Here is a 24,361-nt window from a genome sequence, read left to right as displayed (position 1 = left end):
ACTGACAAATGAGGTACCAGCCGCACCATCGTTCCCCCCGCGTGACTTAACCTGATGATCGGAGGTCATATTTAGGGCGGAAAGCCCTCGTACGTAGGGACGCGTTCGATCGGGGAGCGGAGTCCTCCAGGACACGACCACGATCATCGGATGGACACGGCCTGCGGCGAGCCGCCCGACGAGGAGGTGGCGTGAGCGACCGTAGCCGGTTGAGCGTGGCGACCGCTGTGCTTCTGGCGATCCTGGCGACGGTGGGCTACATGCTGTCCCCGCCGTCCTTCGATCCCCCGCGGCTGAGCGCGAGCGAGAGCTTCCAGCCCCTGCCGCCACAGCCCGCTCAGGAGTACCGCCCGGTCCCGCACAACGCCGCCATCGCCAGCCAGGAAATCTCCATCCCGGTCCAGGGCACCACGCTCACCGCCACGATCAGGTCGCCGCGCACCCCCGGCCGCCACCCCGCGATGGTCTTCGTCCAGGGCTCGGGACGCGGTGACCGGGGCGAGTTCACCTCCCAGGCCACCTGGCTCGCGAAGGCCGGGGTGGTGACGCTGACCTACGACAAGCGCACCGTGGGCTACGACTTCCGGCACCGCGACTTCGGGCTGCTCGCCGACGACGCGCTCCGCATGATCGAGGTGCTGCGGCAGCGTTCCGACGTCGACCCGGTGCGCGCGGGCCTGTGGGGCGTCAGCGAGGGCAGCTGGGTGATCCCGATCGCGGCGGCCAGGAGCCTTGACGTCGGCTTCAGCGTGTTGGTCTCCTCCCCGAACGTCTCGCCCGTACGGCAGGTCGCGTGGGCGCTGAACGAGCAGCTCGAACGCCTGCACGCGCCCGCCGGCGTACGCGAGCTGCTGGCCAAGGCGATGGGCGGCGTCGGGTTCAACTTCCTGCGCTACGACAGCGTCCCTGCGCTGAGCCGGCTGAAACAGCCGGTACTGGCCCTGTACGGCACGATGGACCCGTCGATCCCGTTCGTGGAGAGCACCCAGAAGCTCACCTCGGCGCTGAGCGCCGCGGGCAACTCCGACTACACCATCCGGTTCCTCGGAGGGGCGGACCACGCCATGCGGGTGAACGGCGGCCCGTTCACCAACGGCTATCTGGACACGCTGGCCAACTGGGTACTCGGGCTTCCCGGCACGGCACAGCCGCCCACGGGGGCCCAGATCGCGGGCGCGACCCCCGTGCAGCGCTACGAGGCCACCGACGTCCCAAGGGCCCCCTGGTACGCGGGCACCGCCATCCTCGGCCTCGCGCTCACCCTCACCGTCGTGGGCTACGTCGCGGCCCCGGTAACCGAGATGGTCGTACGGCTGCGCGGACGCGACCTGCTTCCCACGGCCCACTCGGAGTCCTGGCCCGCGATCCGCCGCCGCCTGCGCCGGATGGCCTGGACGGGCGTGGGCCTGCTCGCCGCGGTCACGGCCTTCATCACGCTGATCGTGCTCTTCTCGGTGAACCAGGCGGGGGCGTGGCCGGCGGTCCTGTCCGGATGGCTGGTGGTCCGGGTGCTGGCCGTCGTCATGCTCGCGCAGGAGGTCACCACGGTCGCCGCCGTGGCCACCGCGCTGCGCGAGGGATGGGAGCCGGGGCGCTGGCAGCGCTTCACGGTCGCCACCATGCTGGGCGGCACGGGCCTGCTTCTGGTGACCGCCGCCTACTATGGCCTGTTCGGCATTCCCTGGTAACCGTAGGCGCCCGATCTGACCCTACGTATCCGCATATATCGTGATCTGTTCCTGGCGTGTTCACGCGCCCGTAGGCTCGCCTGGCTACATTTTCCCCTCCTGGTCCAAGGGGGATGGGACAGCGTTGCCTGACACAAGGAAGCCACGGGGAACCGCCTCGGTCATCGGATGGACGGCGCTCTCCGCCTTCCTTCCGGGCTCGGCCCACCTGCGCGCCGGTCACCGCCGTACCGGCTTCGCCCTGCTCGGGGCCTTCGTCCTGGCGGTGGCCGTCCTCGGCGTGGTCGCCTTCACGGCGGACGCCGACCTGGCGGGCCGCCTCCTCGACCCCGGGTGGCTGCGTGCGATCATCGCCCTGGCGATGGTCGCGGCCGTGGGCTGGTTCGCCCTGCTGGTCCGCTCGTACGTGATCCTTCGGCCGGGCGAGCTCTCACAGGCCGGTCAGATCATCTCGGGCGTCCTCACCGGGGCGCTCGCGGTCGCCGTGACGCTGCCGTTCGCCGTCGTCGCCCAGTACGTGATGGTGTCGGAGGAGACGCTGAACACCGTCTTCGACGCCCCCGTGACCGTGGCGGTGGCCCCCACGGGAAGCCCCAAGCCAGAGGACCCGTGGAGCGGCAGGACCCGGGTGAACATCCTGCTCCTCGGGGGCGACTGGCAGCCCGACCGCGTCGGCGTGCGCACCGACAGCATCAACCTCGCCAGCGTGGACGTGCGCACCGGCAACACCGTGCTGCTCAGCCTGCCCCGCAACCTGGAGAACGTCCGCTTCCCCCCGGGCAGCCCGATGCACCAGCGGTTCCCCGCCGGGTTCCGCCTCCCCGCCAACCCCGACGGGTCCCGTGAGGACCTGCTCTTCGCCGTCTGGGAGTACGCCGAGGCCCATCCCGAGCTGTTCGGCGGGCGCACGGGCATGGGCCCCGAGACGCTGAAGGAGACCATCGGGTACACCCTCGGCGTGGACGTCGACTGGTACGCGTTGGTCAACATGTGGGGACTGGCCCGCATCATCGACGCCCTGGGCGGTCTGACCCTCACCGTCCCCACCGACGTCGTCTTCGGGAAGTACAACGAGGGCCTGGTCAAGGCCGGCACCCGCAAGCTGCGCGGCGCGGACGCGATGTGGTTCGCCCGCTCGCGTACCTTCAGCGACGACTACACCCGCATGGGCCGCCAGCGGTGCGTGCTCGACGCCCTGCTCCACCAGGCCGACCCCGCCACCGTGCTGCTGAGGTTCAACCAGCTCGCCAAGGCGTCCAAGGGCATGTTCCGCACCGACATCCCGCGCCCGATGCTGGGACACCTCGTGCCGCTCGCGCTGAAGGTCAGGGACGCCCGCGTCACGGGGGTGCAGTTCGTGCCGCCGCTGATCAGCACCGGGAGCCCGGACTGGGCGCGGATCCGCAAGCTGAGCGCCAAGGCCATCCGCGACTCGGTCGCCGATGAGGCGACGCCCTCCCCGTCGGCCATCCCGGGCGCCGCGACGACGCCGTCCTCCCCCGGCACCCCGTCCGCGACGCCCTCCGCGACGAAGACCCCCAAGCAGACCGCGGACATCTGCGGCGCCTGAGCCCGGCGCCGTGCTCACGGTTCTGTAACGGTGCCACTTCAGTCACATGACGTAGCCTTGTGACTACGATAAGTCTTTCTCGTGTGTCCGCCCCCCGTGACGCGGTCTCGCTGAGAGCGACCTATGACCTTGCGTCCTGCCCGTTCCCTCCTCCGCGCTCCGGGGGGCCTGTTCCGAGCGTTGTTCCGGCAGCCGGCCGGGAGCCCCGCGACGGCCGTCACCGGGCCCGCGGCGAGCCCGCCCGCTCCGTCCGGCCGTCCTCAGGCGGAGCGCCTCGCCATGCCCGAAAAACCCGACAAGGAGAGCGCAGTGTCCAATGTGGAAGCCGGTTCGGGCATCACCGTGACCGGGATCGACGACAGGTACGGCGCGCTGTGCCAGGGGTTCAACCAGCGCTGGAGTTCCCATCCCGACTACATCAAGGTCGTGCGGTCGACCGACGATGTCGTGGGAGCCCTGGACGAGGCACTGAACAGCGGCCGTACACGGATCACCGTCCGCTCGGGCGGCCACTGCTATGAGAACTTCGTGGCCAATCCCGGTGTCCAGGTGATCATCGACATGGGCCAGATGGACCGCGTCCACTACGACCCCGGCATGGGGGCGTACTGCGTGGAGTCCGGGTCGACCAACTGGCACAACTACACCCAGCTGTACCGCGAGACGGGTCTGACCCTGCCCGCCGGGTCGTGTTACTCGGTCGGCGCGGGCGGCCACATCAGCGGCGGCGGGTACGGCCTGCTCTCCCGCCGGCACGGCCTCACGGTCGACTACCTGTACGCCGTGGAGGTCGTCGTGGTGCGCCGCGAGCCGCACGGCGACTACCAGGCGGAGGCCGTGATCGCCCGCAGGGACGACGAGGGCGACCTGAACGACCTCTGGTGGGCGCACACCGGGGGCGGCGGCGGCAACTTCGGCGTGATCACCCGCTACTGGTTCAAGGACCTACCCCGGCCTCCCATCAACGTCTGGCTCAGCGCCGTCGCCTGGAGCTGGGAGGGCGGCATCACGTACGACCGCTTCGCCCGGCTCGTGGCGAACTTCGGGCGGTTCTGCGCGGAGAACAGCGAGCCCGGCGACGAGTACGCCGACCTGTTCTCCATCCTGAAGCTCACCCACAGGAAGGCCGGCAAGATCGGCCTGATCACCCAGGTCGACGCGACGAACCCCGCGGCCGGGCGCGACCGGCTGGACTCCTTCCTCGCCCAGATCGAGGACGGGGTCGGCCTCCAGCGCGCCGAGTTCGACGTGGACATGGGCGAGCACTCCCCCATTCCGGGGCTGCACGAGGAGCCGCGACTCATGCCGTGGATCCAGGCGACGCAGGCCCTCAACGGCTCGGGCGACAACCGGCGGGGCAAGTACAAGTCGGCGCACATGCGCAAGCCGTTCCCCGACGACCAGATCGAGGTCATCTGGAACTTCCTGTCCAGCACGCGGGACGATCCCGACGACGACTACGACAACACGCAGTACGCCAACCCTGACGCGCTGATCCAGGTCGACACCTATGGATGCATGATCAACACCATCGGCGCCCGCGAGACGGCCGTGGCCCAGCGTGACTCGATCATGAAGCTCCAGTACCAGACCTACTGGACCGATCCGGCGGAGGACTCCGTACACGAGCGCTGGATCCGTGAGCTCTACCGCAGGGTGTACCGAACCTCCGGCGGCGTCCCCCTCCCCGCGACGGCCGGCGGAGAGGCCGATCCGGACGCGGTGACGGACGGTTGCTACATCAACTACCCCGACCGCGACCTGAGCAGTGACGAGTGGAACACCTCGGACGTGCCCTGGTACCGCCTGTACTACGGCGACAACTACGAGCGCCTGCTCAGGGCCAAGCGCACGTGGGATCCACACGACATCTTCCGGCACGACCAGTCGATCAGGTGAGATGCTGTCACTCCGCTCGCCGGAGGAGGATTCCCCGTGAAGAACTGGCTTCTCATCGCAGCAGGCGCGGTGCTGGTCCTGGTGGGCGTCCTCTGGGCGCTCCAGGGTCTCGGGTACGTCGGGGGCAGCTTCATGAGCGGGGCCAAGGAGTGGTTCGTGATCGGCCTCGTAGCCGTGATCGCGGGCCTCGGCCTCGGCGTCCCCGCCCTACGCCGGCAGATCCGGAGCCCCAGGCGATAGTCTCCGCCGGGGCGGTCAGAGGGGCGAGGGCCGGTCAGAGCTTGAAGGAGTCGCCGGCGAGCCTGCGCACCCGGTCCTCGTCGACGAGGTGACCGAGGCCGGGCTGGGTGAGCGGCACCGCGACCACGCCGCCGGACGCCCCGACGGGCGGGGTGACGATCTGGGCGCTGCGCGGCGGCTCGGTCACATCGCTGGGCAGCGTGCATCCCGGCAGGCTCGCCACGGCGACGGTGGCCGCCCGGGCGAGGCCCGTGCCCCTGCCCCCGGCCGCCGTGATGTCCCATCCCGCCGCCATCGCGCGATCGTGCGCGAGCCGTACGGCACGAAGCGACCCGAACCTGGACGGGCGCAGCAGGAGCGCGCTTCCCGCCCGCGCCGCGATGGCCTCCTCCAGTGCCGCCACCGAATGCACCTCGATCGCGACCAGCGAGGAGACCCGCTCCTGAAGCTCGGCGTGGAGATCGAGGTCGGCGTCGGCGTCCGGACCTCCGAAGGGCCGTTCGATCGCCGTCACGCCGTACGCCTCCAGCGCCTCGAGGGCCGTGCTTTCGGTGTAACCGCCACGCCCGTCCACGGCGAGGGCCAGGGCGGGATACGCCTGGCGTACGGCCCGAACCGGCTCGACATCCCACCCGGGGTGCACGTCAAGGGTCACATGGGCATAGCCGGCGCATACGTGGCGGTTCACCCGGGCGACCATGGCGTCCAGCGACCGCTCGGCCCGGAGCCGCACGGTCGCCATCACGGACGTACGGGTGCCACCGAGGGCGTGCGCCAGCGGGACTCCCCGCATCCGGGCCCACAGGTCCCAGCAGGCGAGGTCGACGGCGGTGCCGCCGGGGACGATGCCCAGCTCGTCGGGGTGCTCCCAGTCGACGCCCAGCAGGGCGGGGGCGAGCGACTCCTCCAGCGTGGTCCAGGTCTTCGCGAGCGACTGGTCACGCTCGCCCTCAGCCCTGGCACGAACGGCCTCCGCGTGAGCGACCCCCTCGTGGGCGCCCTCGGGAGCGGACCCTTCCTGAACAGCCCTCTGGGCGGTCTCCTCCGCGGTCGCCCGCGCGTCGGCGCCACCGTGGGCAGCCGTTCCGGGAGCTCCCGAGCGGGATGGCCGGTGGTCCGGGGACTGCACGACCTCGCCCCATCCCGTCATGCCCCCGTAGTCCGTGAGCTTGACCAGGATGCTCTCCGGACGCCTGCCGTAGGGCAGTACGAGCCGGAAGACCTCTAGCTCACGGACACGTGGCATGGAACCCCCTCGTCGAACACCTGCCCTTCCATGGTGCCCGTTCCGTGGATCTGTACCAAACCCGGCCGGTGAACGCGGGATTGCACCTTCGCCCGATACGGCCTCGGACCCAAGTCGGTACAGGGGATTCGACCCGCACCCGGCACTCCGGATCCAGTCACGATTCGCCCCTCACAGGGCACAGGCGTCAGCGCTGGACGCGGCCGGCGATCAGGGGGCCGAGGGTGGCCTGGGCGACGATCAGGCCGAAGCAGGCCAGGTAGACCCACCAGGCGGTGTCGAGCCCCGCGAAGACGGCGCCGGTCACGGCGATGACCACGACCGAGAACACCGACTCCCCGATCTGCAGCGAGGAGCTGTTCCTGCCCTCCTCCCCCGGCTCTGAGAGCTCCAGCGTGAGCACCGACAGCGTCGGATAGACCAGGCCGATGCCGAATCCGGCCATGAGCCACGCCACGAGCCCGACCAGAATGGGGACCGCGTCGAAGACCAGCAGCGCGGTGCCCGCGATGCCGAGGGCCAGCAGTGCGGTGCCGCACCGCAGCAGCGCCTTCCGGTCGTACCGCCCGCGACCCTGGATCCACGACGCGAGCGACCAGCTCAGCGCCGATCCGGTGAGGAAGAGTCCCGCCTGGGTGGGGCTGAGCCCGCGTTCACCGATCAGCATGAGGGGGACGAACACGTCGGCGGCGAAGGACGCGCCCGCGGCGAGGCCCCGCAGGAGCACCACGGTGGGAAACCCCCGCGCCGCGCGCATCGTGCCGGGGGGCAGCAGCCGCGGGAGGGCGAACGCGAGAACGGCCAGGCCCGCGACCAGCAGGACGAGCCCACGCCCGCCCAGCCCGCTGCCGTACTGGAGGAGCGCGGCGCCGACGGCCACCACCCCGCCCCACGCGAGCCGCGCCCCGAATCCGGCCCGGGAAGGAGCGGGTTCCGCGCGGCCCTCCTGCGGTACGACGGTGGCCCGCCCGGCGAGCCCTCTCCACAGCATGACGGCGGCTGGAGCGACGAAGATCGGAATGCCCAGGAAGATCCACCGCCAGCCGATGTGCTCCACCACGGCACCGGTGATCGCAGGGCCCACGATGGACGGAAGCACCCATGCCGCCGCCAGCAGCGAGAACACCCTCGGGTGCATCGCCGGCGGGTACACCTGCGCCACCAGGACGTACAGCGCCACCGAGAAGAGGCCGCCACCGATGCCCTGGACGAACCGGCCGATGATCAGCACGTGCATGGTGGGCGCGAATCCCGCGATGAGCAGCCCCGCCACGAAACCGGCGACCCCCGTCCACAGCGGCGCCACCGGCCCGCGCGCATCGCTCCACCGGCCTCCCGCGACCGTGGCGATCACGCTGGCCGCCATCGACCCGCTGAAGGCCAGCCCGTACAGGGAGAGCCCGCCCAGCAACCGGGCCACCACGGGCATGGCCGTCGCCACGGCCAGGTATTCGAACGCGAGGAGGAGGACGAGGGCGACCATGCCCACGCTCAACGCCCGATACGGACGGCTGAGCACGCTGGGAGGTGCGGTGGGAGAAGAATCGATCACTGCTGAGGACACCTGCCCCAAGCTACGGCCCCGCCTCACTGCCGACATCAGCCCCCCACCTCGGACTTTGGTCCTAGGCACAACCAAGGACGCCTTACCCGGAACCATCACAACCCGACTCGGGTCGGGCCGGTCGTGTTCTATGTGGCGCGGATCGACAGGGTGCGTTCGGCCCACTGGGCGATGTCGCGGCGTTCGATCGCGGCGGCCATGAGATCGGGGAAGGCGTCGGGGGTGCAGGCGAACGCCGGGACGCCCAGAGCGGCGAGCGCCTCGGCGTTGTCGCGGTCGTAGTGGGGCTGGCCCTCGTCGGACAGGGCGAGCAGCACGATGACCTGCACTCCGGCCGCCGTCATCGCGGCCACCCTGCGCAGCATCTCCTCCCGTACGCCCCCCTCGTACAGGTCGCTGATCAGGATGAAGATGGAGTTCGCCGGGCGGGTGATCAGCCCCTGGCAGTAGGCGATGGCGCGGTTGATGTCCGTGCCGCCGCCGAGCTGGGTGCCGAACAACAGCTCCACCGGGTCGTGCAGCTGGTCGGTGAGGTCGACCACGCTCGTGTCGAAGACCACCAGCGAGGTGCGGAGCGCGCGCATCGAGGCCAGCACGGCCCCGAAGACGCTGGAGTACACCACCGAGGCCGCCATCGAGCCGCTCTGGTCGATGCAGAGCGTGACCTCACGGATCACCGCCTGCTGCCTGCGGGCATAGCCGACCAGCTTGGAGGGGACGATGGTGTTCCTCTCCGGCAGGTAGTTCTTGAGATTCGCACGGATCGTGCGGTCCCAGTCGATATCGGCGACCCTGCGCGGGCGGCTGGTGCGGGCCGACCGGTCGAGCGCCCCGGTGATGGCGGTCCTGGTGCGCTGCGCCAGCCGGCGTTCGAGGTCGGCAACGACCTTCGCGACGACGGCCCGCGCCGACCGCCTGGCGGTCTCCGGCATCACCCGGTTGAGCGAGAGCAGCGTGCCCACCAGGTGGACGTCGGGCTCCACGGCTTCGAGCATCTCGGGTTCGAGCAGCAGGCGGGTGAGGTTCAGGCGTTCGATGGCGTCCTTCTGCATCACCTGGACGACCGTCGACGGGAAGTAGGAGCGGATGTCCCCGAGCCACCGCGCGACCCGTGGGGCCGAGGCGCCGAGCCCCGCGCCACGCTGGGTGTCACCGCCTCCGCCCTGCCCCTCGCCCGATCCGCGCCCGCTGTTGTACAGCGCGGCGAGGGCCGCGTCCATCTGGGCGTCGTCGCCGCCCAGCGCGCAACCCGTGCCGTCGGCGTCGCCCCCCAGCACCAACCGCCATCTCCGCAAACGCTCATCCATCAGACACTCCCCTCCACAACCCACCAACCCCGATCTGTGCGAACGCTCGCCCGCCGGATGCCCTCACCACGCCCCACCGACCCCGTCGCACCCGACACAGCCCACCCACCAGGAGTGTTCCGGTGCATCAGGGGCTTCCAAGGATGGTGAGTACGGTCCGGACGGCCGGGGCCGCGCGGGCGGGGTCGGCTTCGGGGGCGGTGGGCCTTCCCGCCTCGCCGGAGGACACGCGCCCGCCGATGGCCCGGCGCTCGGGCGGGGCGAAGGCCCCGAAGGTGCGCCGGAGCAGGGGGAGCACGTCGACGAACGCGTCAGCCGTCAGCCCCGTCAGCCAGGTGTCGATCAGGCCGAGCAATCCCGCGTCGTGGACGAGGAGCAGGCCACTGCCGGAGAGGAACCCCTCCACCCAGGCCGCCGCCTGCGCGGGAGGGTTGCCCGCCGACATCGACCGGGACATGCGCCTCGCGACCTCCTCGGCCGGGATCGTGCCGGCGTCGAGCAGGATGCGGGTCAGCCTGCCGCCGATCAGCCCGTGCAGATCGCGACGTTCGGCGACGCCTCGCAGGGATTCGAGCCAGCCTTCCCTGCCCGACTCCAGCAGGCCCACCGAGGCGTGCACCGCGTCGACGTGGCCCAGCATCTCCCTGGCCGAGTCGTCGTCCAGCCCCGTGACCGCCGCCGGGAGCCCCGCGCGGATGCGGCTGAGCAGCGACTCCACGATGACCGACAGCCCCTGGGCGGGAGTGCCGCGCACGTCGCCGTACCGCTGGGTGCGCACAAGCGCGGGAAGGGCCGCCATCAGGTGGGTGACGTCGCTGTCGAGGGCGGCCCTGGTGGAGATCGAGGACAGGACATGAGGCAGGGCCTCCGGCAGGTCGGCGAGCAGGCACCGCTCCGCCACCCCGGTGAGCTCGGCGAGCGTCCTCGGTGACGCGGGACCGGCCGGCCCGGGCCCCGCGTGCCGGGCCGAACGTCCGGATCCGAGGTCGACGAGCTCCCGCACCCGCGCGGTCGCGGCGGCCGGGACCGTGGTGCCGTACGCGCTCGCCTCGATCAGGTCGATGTCGAACTCAGGGCGCCACTCCAAGGTCCAGGATTCGCGGAACGTGCCCTTGCCGCGCGCCTCGCGGGGCGAACCCCACGCCACGCCGATCAGGCCGAGCCGGTGAAGCAGCCGGCTGCGGTCGAGGTCGAGGGGCTTGCGCAGGTCGAGGTCGACGTCGCGTTCGAGTGCCTCGGGGCGGAGCTTGAGCCGTCGCTGCCGGTCGCGCAGGTCACGCTGGAGCGGGACCATCGGCGTGCTGTCGGGGACACGGCCGAGCCGCTCCCCCACGACCATGCGCCGCTGGATGAGCTCGACCGGCAGCTCGTCGCCCTCGCACAGCACCGCCCGCACGGCCTCGGTGACCTCGCCCAGCCCCGCCAGGGGACGGCCGCGCACCACCGCGAGGCTGTGCGCGAGCCGCACGGCCTCGATGACATGGGCCGAGGAGACCGGCAGATCCTCCTCCCTCAGCACCCTCGCCGCCGCCGCGAGCCAGCGCTCGATCGGACGGTCGGGCGCGGCGAACAGGTGGTCGTACCAGCCCGGCGAGGTGATGCCCGCCCCGTAACCGCTCAAGGACGCGAGCCTGCCGTACGTCCACGGCACCCAGGTCAGCTCCACCTTGACCTTGGGGAGCCCCTTGAGCAGGCGGTCGTCGGGCGCGGCCGGGCCGAGCTCGCGCAGCGCAGGGACGTGCCATGCGCCGCACACCACCGCGACGCGCCGGTAACCGTCCTTGAAGGCCGTGCGCATGGTCCTGCGCATGTACGCCTCGCGCCGTGCCTCGTGCTCGTGCGGCGTGTACCCCTCCCTGACGGCCGCCATGGCCTCGGCGATCACCTCGAACGGCGTGTCGCCGCGATGCTCGACGGCGTCATCCCACCACCTTTCGGGATCGTCGTACCCGGCCGCCTTGGCGAGCTCCCCGATCGGATCACGGTGCACCACAGGAACTTCTGCCTCGGCGACCCGCGCCTCCGGCTCCACAGACCGCGGCACCCCATCGGGCTCCCCGCCCCCGGCCTCCGGCTCGCCGGATCGCGGCGGTCCGTCGCGCTCGGCGCCCCCGGCCTCCGGCTCCACAGACCGCGGTGCCCCATCGGGCTCCGCGCCCCCGGCCTCCGGCTTGCCGGATCGCGGCGGTCCGTCGGGCTCGGCGCCCCCGGCGTCCGGCCCGTCCGGTCGCGGATTGGCGGGTTGGGCGTCGACGGCGGGGAGGGCATCGCCCGGCACTGGGGAGGCGGCGGCTCTCTCCGCGAGGCTGTGGGTCGCCGGCAGGTCGCAGAAGCGGACGGGGACACCCGCGCGGATGGCATAGCGAATCGCCTGCCACTCGGGAGAGAACGCCGCGAACGGCCAGAACGCCGCTCTCGACGGCTCTCCCGGCACGTGGGCCAGTAACGCGACGGGGGGCTCCATGCCGGGATCGCCCGCCAGCCCGACCAGCCCGTCGGCCTCGGGCGGCCCCTCGATGAGCACGACGTCAGGCCGCAACCGCTCCAGCTCGGCCACCACGGCCCGTGCGGACCCCGGCCCGTGATGCCGCACCCCAAGCACCACGGACACCGGAGCCTCACTCATCCCACCGCCTGCCGAACCCATGCCACCGCCTGCCGAACCCACCCCAACCGCCGAACCCACCCCACCGCCCGCCGAACCCACCCCACCGCCCGCCGAACCCATCCCACCGCCTGCCGACCCGCCGAATCCGGCCACGCCCGCTTGCCCGACCGTGGATGTCGCGCCCGTCTCTCTGGTGAGGGGCGAGGCGGGTTCGGGTGGCTCCATGCCTGTCAGCCGGCTCTGCGGGTTCTCAGGAGGCATCGCGGCAGGCCCGGTAGAAGTCGCGCCAGTCGGGACGCTCGCGGACCACGGTCTCCAGGTACTCCTGCCAGACGACGCGGTCGGACACGGGATCCTGGATCACCGCGCCGACGATGCCGGCCGCGACGTCACCGGCCCGGAGCACTCCGTCGCCGAAGTGGGCGGCGAGCGCGATGCCGCTGGTCACCACCGAGATCGCCTCGGCGGTGCTGAGCGTGCCGCTCGGCGACTTCACCGTCGTACGCCCGTCGGCCGTCACCCCGGAACGCAGCTCGCGGAAGACCGTGACGACCCGCCGGATCTCCTCCATGCCGGTCGGCGTGGCGGGCAGCTCCAGGGAACGGCCGAGCTGGACGACACGCCGCGAGACGATGTCGACCTCCTCCTCGGCACTTGCGGGAACCGGCAGGACGACCGTGTTGAACCGCCGCCGCAGGGCGCTCGAGAGCTCGTTGACGCCCCGGTCACGGTCGTTGGCCGTGGCGATGACGTTGAACCCCCGGGCCGCCTGGACCTCCTGGTTGAGCTCGGGGATCGGGAGCGTCTTCTCTGAGAGCACCGTGATCAGCGCGTCCTGCACGTCGGACGGCATGCGGGTGAGCTCCTCCACACGGGCGAGCCGTCCCTCGGCCATGGCGCGCATCACCGGGCTCGGTGTCATCGCGTCACGCGAAGGGCCCTCGGCGAGCAGCCGGGCGTAGTTCCACCCGTAGCGGATGGCCTCCTCGGCCGTGCCCGCCGTGCCCTGCACCAGCAGTGTCGAGTCGCCACTGATCGCCGCGGCGAGGTGCTCGGACAGCCAGGTCTTGGCCGTGCCGGGCACGCCGAGCAGGAGCAGCGCCCGGTCGGTCGCGAGCGTGGCGACGGCCACCTCGACGATGCGGCGAGGGCCGATGTACTTCGGAGTGATCTGCCGGCCGTCGCCCAGGAGGTAGGTGGTCACGGCCCAGGGCGACATCTTCCAGCCGGGGGGCCTCGGCCGGTCGTCGGACTTGGCCAGGATCGCCAGCTCTTCGGCGTACTGGTCTTCCGCGTGCGGACGCAGAACGGTCATATCGGCTTCAGCTCGCTCTCGCGTAGTCGGCCCGGAGGATGGAGTTCGAGAAGTTGGATGCTCACGGGCGGGGCTCCAGCTCCGCGAGCATGTCGAAGCGGAACCGCAGCGTGGCGGCCACTTCCTGGACGGGCGGCTCGGGTGAGAGCCGCGCCGCGACCTCGTGCATGGCCGGATCGACACGCTCGCTCGCGAGGCGCACCAGCTCGCCGAGGTTCCACGGCTGGCGCCCGGCCGTGTCGAGGATCTTCGCCAGCACGGCCTCGGCCAGCGCCGCTCCCCAGGGGGCGGGAACCCCGCCGAGCATCATGATCAGTTGACCGTCGACGGGCTGGTCGTGCACCAGCTCGGCCGCCTTGTCGGCGCGCTCCGCCGGGGGGAGGACGGCGAGCAGGTCGGTGAGCGGCTCGACGGCGAACAGGGCCCGCGCCCAGGTCGGATCGTTCTGCAGGACGGCCGCGCGCTCCCAGCCGAGCCTCACCTCCCGCGACCACTCGCCGATGTTGAGCGCGACGATCTGCTTGGCCGTGCGGCCGAAGTGATGCGTCCAGAACGACAGCGGCGTGTGGGCGACGAGCTGCTGCAGCCACCAGCTGCGCTGACCCGTGCCGCCGGGGGCGCGGGAACGGACGCCGTCGCGTTCCATCGCACTGTCGCAGGCCTGCGGGGGGTCGGCCTGGAGCCGGTTGCCGGCCAGGGTGAGGCACCGCGCCGCCCGCTCGGCCATCCGCCGGCCGAGCCGCGACTCCGGGAGCCTGGTGAGCAGGTCGGCGGCCTGGCTTCTGACCTCGCGCCTGCGGTCGTCGAGCGCGGCCTCCAGGAACGGCTCGTCCGCCATCGAGAGACCGTCGGCCATGGCATGGATGAACGCCGCCCGGTCTTCGGGCCCCTCCTGCTCCCAGCCTCGTCGCAGCAGAGCCCGCGCCCTGGCCGGATCGGCAGACCTCAGCCCCCGGAGATAGGAGAGGCGGTCACCTCTGGTGCCGAACTCCCAAAGCTGATGCGTCTCGACCTCTCCCTCCTCCGCGGAGCCCCCAGAACCCAGAGATTCCTCTGATCCCCCCGAACCATCCGAATCCGACGAACCCCTGGCCCCCGCGGAACCGCCTGAGCTCGTAGGACCATCCCCTCCCCCAGAGCCAGAGCCGTCCGAACCAGCGGAAGCGCCGGAGCCTGCGGAACCCTCGGAACTCGCCGAATCGTCCGAATCCGCGGAGCCGTCGGCGTCCGCCGAACCGCTTGGGCTGCCGGAGTCGTTCGGGTCGGTGGCGTCGTTCGGAGCGGGAGGTCTTGGGAGGCCGGGGGGACCGGTGGGGGCGGCTGAGGTGTTCGAGGCATTCGAGGTGGAGAAGACGGTGCCCATATGGGCGGTCGCCTCCTCCAGTAGGTAGGCCCAGGCGGGGTTGAGTGCGGCGAGCCAGCGGCCCCTCGCGCCCGCCAGCACCCCGATGGGACCCCGCAGCGACCGGTCGCGCACGCCGTGGTCGAGCACCCTGGGCACGAGCTTCGGCGGCAGCCGGTACCCCCGGACGGCGGCGGCCTCCAGCCACTCGGGCAGCAGGCGCGGCTGCTCGCCGTCGAGGATGCGGCTCACCCGCTCACCCGCGGCACGGGGGACCAGCGGCTGCTCCTCGGGAGGCGCGGCAGGCAGCGGCTCGCCCCTATGGAGCCGCTGCCCGGCCCGCGCCCCGACGGTGTGCGCCGCGGCCTGCCCCAGAAGGTCGGGCACGGGACGCCGGTCTGTGCCGACCAGCGCCGCCGACACCAGTCGCTCCCACTCGTCGACCGTGATCACAGCACCACCACCTGGCCCTCCTCGTCCCAAGTCGTGAGCGGGCGCAAGCCCCGAGGCGTCCACTCGGCGGCCACGGTCACCCCGTGACCTCCTGAAACGGCCAGCAGCCGCCACGGGAGACCGGCCGACGGGTGCAGCGGCATCCCCTCCACCACCGGCGGATCACCACAAGACCCCCTAGACGAGGCGGCGTCGCCGGAAGCCCCCGGAGAGGGGGTTGTGTCGGTGGAAGACTCTGGAGGGGAGATCGCGTCACCCAAGGGCCCCGGAGGCGCTGCCGCGTTGCCGGAGGGCCCCGGAGGCGCTGCCGCGTCGATGGAAGGCCCCTGGGGCGAGGCCGCGTCGGCGAGGAGCCATAGATCTCCGCGCTTGGCGGGGACGACCGGGCCCAGCACCACGGGCCAGGACTCCAGCCACGGGTCTCCTTCGAGCGCGGCGGCCACCTCCGCCAGCGCCGCGCGCACCCCGCCGCCCCCCGGGGGGCCGGCCGGCACTCCGCCGTGCCGGGCGGCCACCAGCGCGCGCAACGGGGACCCACCGGGATAGAAGGCCAGGTCGGCGTCCAGCGAGGTGCCGGTGACCAGCGAGGCGTCGAGGGCCTGGCCGACCGGCGCGAAGGAGAGCAGCAGGGCGGACCTGCCGCTGCTACGCCCGCGCAGCCAGACGCGGCGAGAGACCAACCGGTCCTGCTCCTCGTCGCGCTGGCCGAGCACATCCCAGTGATCGCGCAGGGTGTGGCCCGCGAGCACCTCGTCACGTGACGTCGGGAAGCCCACGCGCGACCGGATCGTGTCGCGAAGAGGCGCGGGCAGCTCGCTAGCACGGCGGTAGCCGACGGCGAGCAGGTTGAGCAGGCCGTACTCCCCGAGCAGGCGGGCAGGCCAGTCTTCCTCGGCCAGCACGCGGGGCAGCCGGGAGACGGCCGCCGCGGCGCCGGGCGCCTGGGCGTCCACCAGGCGCCTGGTCAGCTCCTGCCACTGGGCGGGCGCGCTCTGCCGCGCTCCGGCGAGGCCCTGCCCGACCTGGTCGGCCAGCCAGCGCTCCAGCTCGGACAGGCCCGTGGCGACCCGCTCCTCGCGCTGTGCCGCGCGCCGGTCGGCTGCGGCGCCGTCACCGGAACCGGCCTCGCGCCGCTCGGCCGCGCCCGGCTCGGAAGGCGACGGAGCGTCGCCCTGGGCCGTGGCGGTGGTGGCGGAGGCTTTGGCGGCGCGCACGCGGCGCTGATCGAGCCACTCGGCGACCCAGGCGGGTGGAGCCTCGGCCGGTGACACACCGTCGGCCGACCAGAGGAGCAGCAGGCCGAGCGCATGTTTGCAGGGGAACTTCCGGCTCGGGCAGCTGCAACGGTAGGCGGGCTCGCCGAGGTCGACGCAGGCGCGGTAAGGCGATGACCCGCTGCCCTTGCACTCTCCCCAGAGCACGTCGGGCACGCTGCCCAGAGCCGACCACTTGGCCGGCGTGCCCACGCTCTGCGCCCCCTTCTGGGAAGAGGCGTCGGGGGCGAGCGCGAGCACCTGATCACGGCTCCAACGTTCGATCACGAGCGGCACACTATCGACGCCCTCTGACAAAAATCGCCCCTCACGCAGGCTCATGAACCGCCCGTCGCATCGGGAAGGATCGAACACGACTCGGACGGGCGGGAGGACTCCCGATCACCTCACAAATCCCCACAAACCACCACAATCAAGATCACGTTCGAACCCGGTCAGCCGAAGACCACCACCAACTCAGACCACCTCGCCCACCCAGGCGGAAAGCCAGGAGCCGCTCCCCACGCAGCGGAAGCACGCTGCCCCGGCCATCGGGCTGAAGGCGAGAAGCACCTTTCCCGCCGGTGGAAGGACGGAGCCGGAACCGGCCACCGGACGAAAGGCAGAGATCGCCTCTTCCACCGGGAAAGCAGGAAGCCGCGTCGGCCGTATGGGCGGAAAGCAGGAATACGGGCGTGTCGATGGGTACGGGGCCTCTATGAATCTCATCTGGGAGCAAGTAGTGGTCGACGCGGCCGATCCGGTCGCGCTCGGGGAGTGGTGGACCAAGGCGCTCGGCTGGGTGGTCGTCAACGACGCCGCGGACGAGTACGAGATCCGCCTGGCCCCGGACGTCCTGCCCGGCATCCTCTTCACTCCCGTGAGCGACGAGAAGAAGGGCAAGAACCGGCTGCATCTCGACTTCCGCCCCAAGGATCAGCAGGCCGAGGTCGACCGCCTCCTCGCGCTAGGGGCACGCTCGGCCGACGTCGGCCAGGGCGCCGAGCCCTGGGTCGTGCTCGCCGACCCGGAGGGCAACGAGTTCTGCGTACTCAGCTCCCGTAAGTGACCCGGCCCCCGCTGACCAACAGCGGCAACTCGTACGCCACCCCCGCGGACGCAACCCGACGCGCCCCTCGGCGGGTGTGGTCGGTTCGGCCGGCCGACTCAGCGCCCGGCGAGTCTGGTCGGCTCAGTGGTCAACGAGGCCCGTGTGCTCAGCGCTCGGCGAGTCTGGTCGGCTCAGTGGTCGACGGGGCCGGGTGGTGAAGGTGGGCCGCTGAGGGGTTGGCGCGGGGAGTTGGGTTCGTGGTGGGTGAGGCCGGTGGAGCGGAGGTGGCGGAGTGTCCAGCCTTGCCCGCCGGGAGCGATCGGGGCTGTGGCGGTGGTGAAGAGCTCGGCGGCGCGCCGGTAGGAGAGCCTGCCCCGGCCGGTCACGGGGCAGCGGTCGCGGGCGGGCGTGCTGGGCGTGGCCCTGCGTTCCGTCAGGAGCACCGGCCCACCCGTACGGCCGAGCAGAAGCAGGGGCAGGAGCCGGGCCGTGCCCGCGCGCCAGCGGATCGCCGGGGCCCCGCGCACACGCCTACGCACCAGGTCGAGGTCTTCGACGTTCAGAGCGAGGATGCGCTCGATGGGCGCGGCGGTCTCGTAGAGCAGGCGCCAGCAGGCCTGCTCCCGCAGGCCGACCGGCAGGTCGAAGATCATCGCCAGCTGTTCCCGAGAGAGCACCGAGGGTCCCGCGACCGGTGTCGCCGGCGGCCGTAGCCGCCGCAGTGGGTCGGCGTCGATCCAGCCGCGCATGCGCCACCAGGCGATCGCGCCGCGCAGGATGGAGAGCTCCCGGCCGACGGTACGCGGGTCGGCGGTCGCGGCACGCTCGCTCAGAGCGGCGTGCAGGCGCTCCGTCATATCGGGGGCGTCGAGCAGCGCCAGCGGCACGATGGGCGGGCGGGCGCCGCGCCGGGCCTTCCCCTGTGGCGGAGTCCTGCCCACCAGGGGCCAGGCCCACGTCGCCAGGGCGATGCGATAGACGCGGCGCGACGCGTCCCCCAGCCGGAGGGTTTCCAGGTAGTGATCGATCGCGACGGCGTACTCGACGGGGGCTGTCATCGCTCACTCTCGCGGTGGTGGCCAAGTGTCGACCGAACTCGACCGGGGCTGTCGTCGGGCGCTCTCATGGTCGTCTGTATCGGTCAGGGGGCATCGGGGCTCTCGTAGCTGGTAACCGCAGTAAATGCCGTCGGCCGGAGGAGGGGATTCGAGTCTAACGCCACGGAAAACAGCAGATAGGGCGCTCGGCCCGCTCGATAGCGCTCCTGCAGTAAAGGGACTCAAGTTTTCTCAGTCGGGGCATTGAAAGCGGGTCGGTCGGCTCCCAAGGTGAGGGGGCATGGCTTGGAAGTGGATTCGACGGCGTCTGGGCGCTCTGTCCCATCGGGACCTGCGGCTGTTCTTCATCGGCGAGGCGACCTCGCTGCTCGGTTCGTCGATGGCGTCGCTGGCGGTGGCGTTCGCGGTGCTGGACGGCGGCGGCACCCAGTCCGACCTCGGTTACGTCATGGCGGCGCGCATCGTGCCCATGATCGCGTTCCTGCTCGCAGGGGGCGTGGTCGCCGACCGGCTGGGCCCCCGGCGCGTCATGATCTCCGCCGACGTCGTCCGCTGTGCCACCCAGGCGGTCCTCGCCGGGCTGCTGCTCTCCGGGCATCCGCCGATCTGGACGTTCATGGTGCTCGTCGCGATCTGGGGTGCGGGCGAGGCGTTCTACGCGCCGGCCCGTGGCGCCCTGATCCCGGCGGTCGCGGCCGGGGGCACCTCGTACGAGGGCAAGCTCCGGGACGCCAACGCGCTCGCGGGGCTGGCGCAGTCGATGGCGTCCGTGGGCGGCCCCGCGATCGCCGGAGTCCTCGTGGCCGTGGCCGGGTCCGGCGTGGTGGTCGCGCTGGACGCGGGGACGTACGCGGTGAGCCTGCTCGCCCTCACCCTGCTGCGCGTCTCCGCGCGGGTGGCCTCCGCGCCGAAGGCGGGGGCGGTGCGGGAGGGGTGGGAGCAGTTCCGTTCCAGGACCTGGCTCTGGGTGACCACGCTGCAGTTCACCCTGTTCAACCTGCTGGTGTGGGCGCCGTTCCTCGTACTTGGGCCGGTGGTGGCGCAGGAGCGTCTCGGCGGTGCGCGCGACTGGGGTCTGATCATGGCCCTGTACGGCGCGGGAGCCGTCGCGGGCGGGCTTTCGATGATGGGGGGCCGCATGCCGCGCCGTCCGCTCGTGGTCGCGACGGTGGCCACGTTCGGATGGGCGCTTCCATCCGGCGCCATCGCCGCGGGCCTGCCCACCGCCCTCATCGCGGGCGCCGCGCTGGTCGCCGGCGCCGGCTCGGCGGTCAGCGGCGCCCTCTACGCGACCACGAGCCAGCGGCACGTGCCTCCCGGAGTCCTCGCGCGGATCACCTCGCTCACCACCATGGGAGCGTTCGCCCTCGGCCCGATCGGCCTGGCCGCCGCAGGGCCGGTGGCCTCCGCCGCCGGAGTCGCGGCCCTGCTGGGGTTCGGCGCGATCTGGCAGGTCGCGGCCGGGACCATCGTGCTCGGCGTACCGGCCGTGCGGCGTCTCACCGCGGGCGGGGACCACGACGCGAGCGAGGCGCGGGGGGACGATCCGAGTGAGCCCCGGGACGAAGCCTCGGCGTCCGGCCGTCCACGGCCGTGAGCCGCCCCGGTGCCATAAGATCGGCGGCGTGCTGCTCATGACGCTCGGCGACTACCCGGACGGCCCCTCGGTGTTCGCCTCCGACGACGCCGAGGCGTTGCGCGTCGCGAGCCAGACCCTGACCGGGCCGGACGCGGTCGTGGCCGTGGGCGACGACGGGCGGGTCAGGTTCCTGCGGCGCGACGTGACCGGGGCGTTCACCGCCGTCCAGGAGCGTCCCGCGGTCGCCGAGGCGCTGGGGCTGCTCCCCCACCCGGAGGGTGGGTGGTACCGCGAGACGTGGAGGACCTCCGCCGGCTTCGAGCCTCCCGGGTACGGCGGGGTGCGGCAGAGCGCCACCGGCATCTACTTCCTTCTCCAGCCCGGCGAGGAGTCCGTCTGGCACGTGGTCCGCTCCGACGAGGTGTGGTTCTGGCACAGAGGCGGCCCGCTGACCCTCCTGCTCGGCGGCACGGGCGACCGTCCGGAAGGCACGGGCGACCGTCCGGGAGGCACAGGTGATCCGGCGGGCCGGCGGGAGAGCACGGCCGAGACCATCACGCTCGGTCCCGACGTGGAGAACGGGCAGGTCCCCCAGGCGCTCGTGCCGGCCGGCACCTGGCAGGCCGCGTACCCCGCGGGGCCAGAGGGCGTCCTGGTGAGCTGCGTGGTGTCCCCCGGTTTCGATTTCGCCGACTTCAAAGCCATTTGACGCCGGGCTGAACGCGTTTTCCGTTCCACTCGTCAGCCGGATCAAGTTCACGTGAACACCATTGACGCCGGCGATTCACTCACCCACTATCTCTGTGTCAGATAATCCTCTGATTACCCGAGGTGGCCGTGCGGTTGCCACGAGTGAAAGCCGAGCACCGGCCCCACAGGGCCGGAGACGGCAGGGTTCGCATCGGCGGGTCCATTTACGGGGTCGCCGCCGAGATCGCCGATCCGGACGGCTTCGCATGGGCCGCGCTGGTCGCCATGGACGGCACGCGCACGCAGGAGGAAATAGCGGCCCTGCTGCGCGGCGCGTTCCCCGCGCTCACGCGGGCGGGCGCGACCGCGATCGTGGAGCTCCTGGTCAATTCCGGCTATGTCGAGGACGCCTCGGCCAGGCCGCCCGACGAGCTGAGCCCGGCCGAGCAGGAGCGGTACGAAAGGAACATGGCGTTCTTCCGCCGGGTCGACCTGACCCCGCGCGCGCACGGCTGGGAGGCGCAGGTCCGCCTCAAGCGCTCACGGGTGCTCGTCCTCGGGCTCGGAGGTACGGGCAGCCACGCGGCCTGGGCGCTGGCGGCCTGCGGCGTCGGCGGCATCCACTGCGTCGACCGCGACGTGGTCGAGCTGTCCAACCTCACGCGGCAGGTCCTCTACCGCGAGGCGGACATCGGGAGCCCCAAGGCCGAGGTCACGGTCGCGAGGCTCTCCGAGGTCAACTCCTGCCTCGACATCACCGGAGAGAGCCGCTCGATCGAGTGCGAGCGCGAGCTGGCCGAGCTCGTCGCCGGGTTCGACGCGCTCGCCCTGTGCGCGGACGAGCCTCGCGGTCGCGCGGGCATCCGCGTGTGGGCGAACCGGGTGTGCCTGGCGGCGGGCGTGCCGTGGGCGGTAGGCGGCTACAACGGGCCCCTGGTCAGCGTGGGCGCGTTCAGCCCCGGCGGGCCCTGCTACGAGTGCCTGAACGCGCATGTCGAGGCGAGCCTGCCACCCGGCGCCCCCGTCGACCTGGGCGGGCGCGGGGTGATCGCCCCGTCCGCCGGGGTGTCGGGTCACCTGACCGCCCAGGCGATCATCTCGCTGCTCACCGGCGTCCCCGCCCTGCCCGGGGGCTACGTCACCGGGGTCAATCTGGTCGCCCCCGACCAGCACGTCTACGCGCGCCATCCGGCCGCGCCCGACTGCCCCGCCTGCGGGACTCTCCGGCCGAGAGCGGAGCCCGCCGTCACGGCCACATCCTGACGGCGGGGGCCGCTCGCACCGTTGAAGGCACACCAGATCGCCACGTCGAGAAAGGGAAGCCATGGAGAACGCCGAGCCCGTGACGCAGGAACCGCCCGCCGAGATCGATCCCCCGGCCGCCAAGATATCGATCCGCCTGCTGGACAAGGTGGAGACCACCAACACCTACAGCGGGAACTCCAACAGCTAGCGCGAGGCCCGGGCCGCTCCAGCGAGAGCGCGGGCGGAAGACCAGCACCACCGCACGGAAGAACCGCCGCCCGCTCACCGGGTGACGCACCGATGTGAGCGGGCGGCGACAGGAAGGCCCGGGCGGGACGGCCGTCGAGTGCCCCCGGGTCACCGTCTATTTCAGTGGGGATACCGGTGAACAGACAATTACCACGGATTTACACCGTCCCAGGCCGCCTCCTGGCGACAAAAGAGTACGCGTCCGACTTTTTCGGCATTTTTCACGATATAGAAGGCGTGATCTGGAAGCTCGAACGCGCCCAGACCTTCGACGAGGGCTCCGACCCGAGCTGGAACGCCATGCGACGCGGCGACTGGCACCGCTCGCTGGCCATGCTGGAGGAGGCCAGGGACACGATCGCCGCCGACCTGCCCGCCCGCGCACGGCTGCGGCGCCTGCGCGTCGTCCAGTGGCCGCTCACGCCGTACCTGCAGTGGGAGCTCCACCTGCTGGCCCTCCGGGCGCGGCTCGGCGAGCAGGGCCGGGTCGCCGACTCCGCGGAGGTGTCCGCGCTGGAGACCCGCGCCCCGCTTCCCGAGCTGGTGATCTTCCCGGGGGTCCGCATGTACCACGTCCTGTACGACGCGCGAGGCGCCTGCACGGGGGCCCGCAGGATCGACGACGGCGCGGTGGTGGAGTCGTGGACCTCGGTGGTCGCCTCGCTGTACGAGGAGGCGCACGACCTTTCGGACTACGTGGAGCGCAGGATCCTGCCGCTGCCGCCGCCGAGACCTGGCCCCGCCCTGCCGCAGCCCCTGCCGAGGCTCCACCCCGCCCTGCCGTGACGGCGGTACGGCTCCACGCTCTCGGCGTCCGCGAGGACCGCGGCGAGTGGATCGTGGGAAGGGCCGACACCGGCGTGTGCGTCGCGGTGCCGTACGAGGGGGTGCGCGCCATCCAGCTGCTCCAGGAGGGCATGACCGTCCGGGTCGTCCAGCGCCGGCTGCGCACGGAGACGGGCGCGAACCTCGACGTGGGCGACTTCGTCGCCGGGATGGCGGCCGTGGGCCTGGTGGCCTCGATCGGCGACCGGGTGCTCGACGCCCCGCCCGTCCCCCGGCCGTCGCTCCCGTGGCTGCCGGCGAGGCTGGTGCGCTGGACCCTGAGCCCGGTACTCCACGCCCTGCTGGCCGCGCTGGTCCTCGGCGGGCTCGCCGCCGCGCTCCTGCGCCCTGAGGTGGTCCCCCGCTGGGACGCCTTGATGTGGAGCGAGCACGGCACGCTGGTGCTGCTCGGCGAGGTGGTCGTGGTGACCGTGCTCGTCTCGCTCCACGAGCTGGCGCATCTGTGCACCGCCAGGGCCGCCGGGGTGCCGGGACGCATCCGGCTGGACACCCGGCTGCAGTTCCTGGCCGTGCAGACCGACGTGTCGGGCATCTGGCTGGCCGGCCGGCGCGCGCGCCTCACTGTCTACCTGGCCGGGATGGCCGTGGACGCCGCCCTCCTCGGCGGGTGCCTAGCGGCGATGGCGCTCTTCGGCACGCATCCGCTCCCGTCCGTCGTCGCCCTGACCGAGATGACGGCGCTCGCCCTGCAGTTCCTCGTCTTCATGCGCACCGACCTGTACTTCGTGATCCAGGACCTCACCGGCTGCCGCAACCTCTACGCCGGCGCCACGGCGTACCTGCTGTACGCGGTTCGCCGCGCCGCGCGCCGGCCGGCCGCGGACCCGCTCGCGGGCATCGATCGGCGCGAGCGCCGGGCGACCCGGCTCTACAGCGGGTTCCTCGTCGCCGGAACCGCCCTGTGCCTCGGGCTCTTCCTCGCCATCTCGCTGCCCTTCGTCGCCGCCCTGGCCGGCCGGTCCCTCGCGACCCTGACGCGGAACGACGGCGTCCTCCAGGCCGGCGACGCGGTCGCCACCCTCGCCGGTGTCATCGGGTACCAGCTCGCCTGGGCGGGCGCCTGGGCGCGCAGGCACGGACCGCGCGTACGGCGGCTCGTCGCCCGCGCCGTCGCGCGCCGCCGGGGGGCCCGCTCGTCTCCGGCCTGACCCGGCCACG

At 72.0% G+C, this 24,361-nt stretch carries 19 protein-coding genes; 11 read left to right on the top strand and 8 right to left on the bottom strand.

The features are described 5' to 3' along the window. The first annotated feature begins 191 nt into the window (after positions 1-191). The 4 genes from OG589_RS05860 (at position 192) to OG589_RS05845 (ending at position 5,397) form a co-directional block, all read left to right on the top strand. Positions 192-1,688, top strand: coding sequence for an alpha/beta hydrolase family protein (locus OG589_RS05860; RefSeq protein ID WP_405146875.1), 1,497 nt, complete (start codon positions 192-194; stop codon positions 1,686-1,688). A 124-nt stretch (positions 1,689-1,812) separates the two neighbouring features. Further along, positions 1,813-3,258 (top strand): LCP family protein, encoded by a 1,446-nt coding sequence (locus tag OG589_RS05855; RefSeq protein WP_405146873.1) that lies wholly within the window; start codon positions 1,813-1,815, stop codon positions 3,256-3,258. Positions 3,259-3,567: 309 nt separating this feature from the next. Continuing rightward, positions 3,568-5,157, top strand: a complete 1,590-nt coding sequence (locus OG589_RS05850) for an FAD-binding oxidoreductase (protein ID WP_405146871.1) — start codon at positions 3,568-3,570, stop codon at positions 5,155-5,157. A 36-nt stretch (positions 5,158-5,193) separates the two neighbouring features. After that, the gene (locus OG589_RS05845) at positions 5,194-5,397 is read left to right on the top strand and encodes a hypothetical protein (RefSeq protein WP_405146869.1); all 204 of its coding nucleotides are present in this window, start codon (positions 5,194-5,196) and stop codon (positions 5,395-5,397) included. A 34-nt stretch (positions 5,398-5,431) separates the two neighbouring features. Here OG589_RS05845 and OG589_RS05840 read toward each other — a convergent pair whose 3' ends face one another. From OG589_RS05840 to OG589_RS05810, 7 genes are all read right to left on the bottom strand, one after another. After that, complete coding sequence (locus tag OG589_RS05840) at positions 5,432-6,643, bottom strand: enolase C-terminal domain-like protein (protein WP_405146867.1); 1,212 nt, start codon at positions 6,641-6,643, stop codon at positions 5,432-5,434. Between the two features lie 187 nt (positions 6,644-6,830). Then, positions 6,831-8,207, bottom strand: coding sequence for an MFS transporter (locus OG589_RS05835; RefSeq protein WP_405146865.1), 1,377 nt, complete (start codon positions 8,205-8,207; stop codon positions 6,831-6,833). A gap of 128 nt (positions 8,208-8,335) precedes the next feature. Beyond that, on the bottom strand, positions 8,336-9,514 hold the full coding sequence (locus OG589_RS05830; protein WP_405146864.1) for a VWA domain-containing protein: 1,179 nt from the start codon (positions 9,512-9,514) through the stop codon (positions 8,336-8,338). 127 nt (positions 9,515-9,641) lie between these two features. After that, entirely contained in the window at positions 9,642-12,140 is a 2,499-nt protein-coding gene (locus OG589_RS05825; RefSeq protein WP_405146863.1) for a DUF5682 family protein, read from the bottom strand. 232 nt (positions 12,141-12,372) lie between these two features. Next, a complete protein-coding gene (locus OG589_RS05820; RefSeq protein ID WP_405146861.1) occupies positions 12,373-13,437 on the bottom strand; it encodes an AAA family ATPase in 1,065 nt (354 codons plus the stop codon). 61 nt (positions 13,438-13,498) lie between these two features. Then, positions 13,499-15,232, bottom strand: a complete 1,734-nt coding sequence (locus tag OG589_RS05815) for a DUF5691 domain-containing protein (RefSeq protein ID WP_405146859.1) — start codon at positions 15,230-15,232, stop codon at positions 13,499-13,501. Further along, positions 15,229-16,773, bottom strand: coding sequence for an SWIM zinc finger family protein (locus tag OG589_RS05810; protein WP_405146858.1), 1,545 nt, complete (start codon positions 16,771-16,773; stop codon positions 15,229-15,231). The genes OG589_RS05815 and OG589_RS05810 overlap by 4 nt, the downstream gene beginning before the upstream one ends. Positions 16,774-17,203: 430 nt before the next feature. On the opposite strand from OG589_RS05810, the gene OG589_RS05805 reads away from it, so the two are divergent. Further along, on the top strand, positions 17,204-17,554 hold the full coding sequence (locus OG589_RS05805; RefSeq protein WP_405146856.1) for a VOC family protein: 351 nt from the start codon (positions 17,204-17,206) through the stop codon (positions 17,552-17,554). Positions 17,555-17,727: 173 nt separating this feature from the next. Here the strand turns inward: OG589_RS05805 and OG589_RS05800 are convergent, their stop codons facing one another. Further along, complete coding sequence (locus OG589_RS05800) at positions 17,728-18,594, bottom strand: site-specific recombinase (protein ID WP_405146854.1); 867 nt, start codon at positions 18,592-18,594, stop codon at positions 17,728-17,730. Between the two features lie 280 nt (positions 18,595-18,874). Between OG589_RS05800 and OG589_RS05795 the strand changes: the two genes are divergently transcribed. The 6 genes from OG589_RS05795 (at position 18,875) to OG589_RS05770 (ending at position 24,351) form a co-directional block, all read left to right on the top strand. Then, entirely contained in the window at positions 18,875-20,191 is a 1,317-nt protein-coding gene (locus OG589_RS05795) for an MFS transporter (RefSeq protein WP_405146852.1), read from the top strand. A 37-nt stretch (positions 20,192-20,228) separates the two neighbouring features. Then, positions 20,229-20,882: a cupin domain-containing protein gene (locus OG589_RS05790; RefSeq protein WP_405151966.1), complete on the top strand. Its 654-nt coding sequence runs from the start codon at positions 20,229-20,231 to the stop codon at positions 20,880-20,882. Between the two features lie 143 nt (positions 20,883-21,025). Then, positions 21,026-22,126: a HesA/MoeB/ThiF family protein gene (locus OG589_RS05785; protein WP_405151965.1), complete on the top strand. Its 1,101-nt coding sequence runs from the start codon at positions 21,026-21,028 to the stop codon at positions 22,124-22,126. A 61-nt stretch (positions 22,127-22,187) separates the two neighbouring features. Next, positions 22,188-22,316, top strand: coding sequence for a hypothetical protein (locus OG589_RS05780; protein WP_405146851.1), 129 nt, complete (start codon positions 22,188-22,190; stop codon positions 22,314-22,316). A gap of 164 nt (positions 22,317-22,480) precedes the next feature. Next, the gene (locus tag OG589_RS05775) at positions 22,481-23,143 is read left to right on the top strand and encodes a DUF6879 family protein (protein WP_405146850.1); all 663 of its coding nucleotides are present in this window, start codon (positions 22,481-22,483) and stop codon (positions 23,141-23,143) included. Next, complete coding sequence (locus OG589_RS05770) at positions 23,140-24,351, top strand: hypothetical protein (protein WP_405146849.1); 1,212 nt, start codon at positions 23,140-23,142, stop codon at positions 24,349-24,351. Before OG589_RS05775 ends, OG589_RS05770 begins: the two co-directional genes overlap by 4 nt. The last annotated feature ends 10 nt before the right edge of the window (positions 24,352-24,361 follow it).

Source organism: Sphaerisporangium sp. NBC_01403 (assembly GCF_045040145.1).
GTDB classification, from domain to species: Bacteria; Actinomycetota; Actinomycetes; order Streptosporangiales; family Streptosporangiaceae; genus Sphaerisporangium; species Sphaerisporangium viridialbum.
Note: the sequence above shows the minus strand (reverse complement) of the source record. Positions and strands in the feature narration are given on the sequence as shown.

Excerpts from the sequence above, each read along its gene's own strand:
- OG589_RS05840 (WP_405146867.1), bottom strand. The coding sequence starts at position 6,643 with ATGCCACGTGTCCGTGAGCTAGAGGTCTTCCGGCTCGTACTGCCCTAC.
- OG589_RS05830 (WP_405146864.1), bottom strand. The coding sequence starts at position 9,514 with ATGGATGAGCGTTTGCGGAGATGGCGGTTGGTGCTGGGGGGCGACGCC.
- OG589_RS05780 (WP_405146851.1), top strand. The coding sequence starts at position 22,188 with ATGGAGAACGCCGAGCCCGTGACGCAGGAACCGCCCGCCGAGATCGAT.
- OG589_RS05790 (WP_405151966.1), top strand. The coding sequence starts at position 20,229 with ATGACGCTCGGCGACTACCCGGACGGCCCCTCGGTGTTCGCCTCCGAC.
- OG589_RS05795 (WP_405146852.1), top strand. The coding sequence starts at position 18,875 with ATGGCTTGGAAGTGGATTCGACGGCGTCTGGGCGCTCTGTCCCATCGG.
- OG589_RS05820 (WP_405146861.1), bottom strand. The coding sequence starts at position 13,437 with ATGACCGTTCTGCGTCCGCACGCGGAAGACCAGTACGCCGAAGAGCTG.
- OG589_RS05805 (WP_405146856.1), top strand. The coding sequence starts at position 17,204 with ATGAATCTCATCTGGGAGCAAGTAGTGGTCGACGCGGCCGATCCGGTC.
- OG589_RS05825 (WP_405146863.1), bottom strand. The coding sequence starts at position 12,140 with ATGAGTGAGGCTCCGGTGTCCGTGGTGCTTGGGGTGCGGCATCACGGG.
- OG589_RS05800 (WP_405146854.1), bottom strand. The coding sequence starts at position 18,594 with ATGACAGCCCCCGTCGAGTACGCCGTCGCGATCGATCACTACCTGGAA.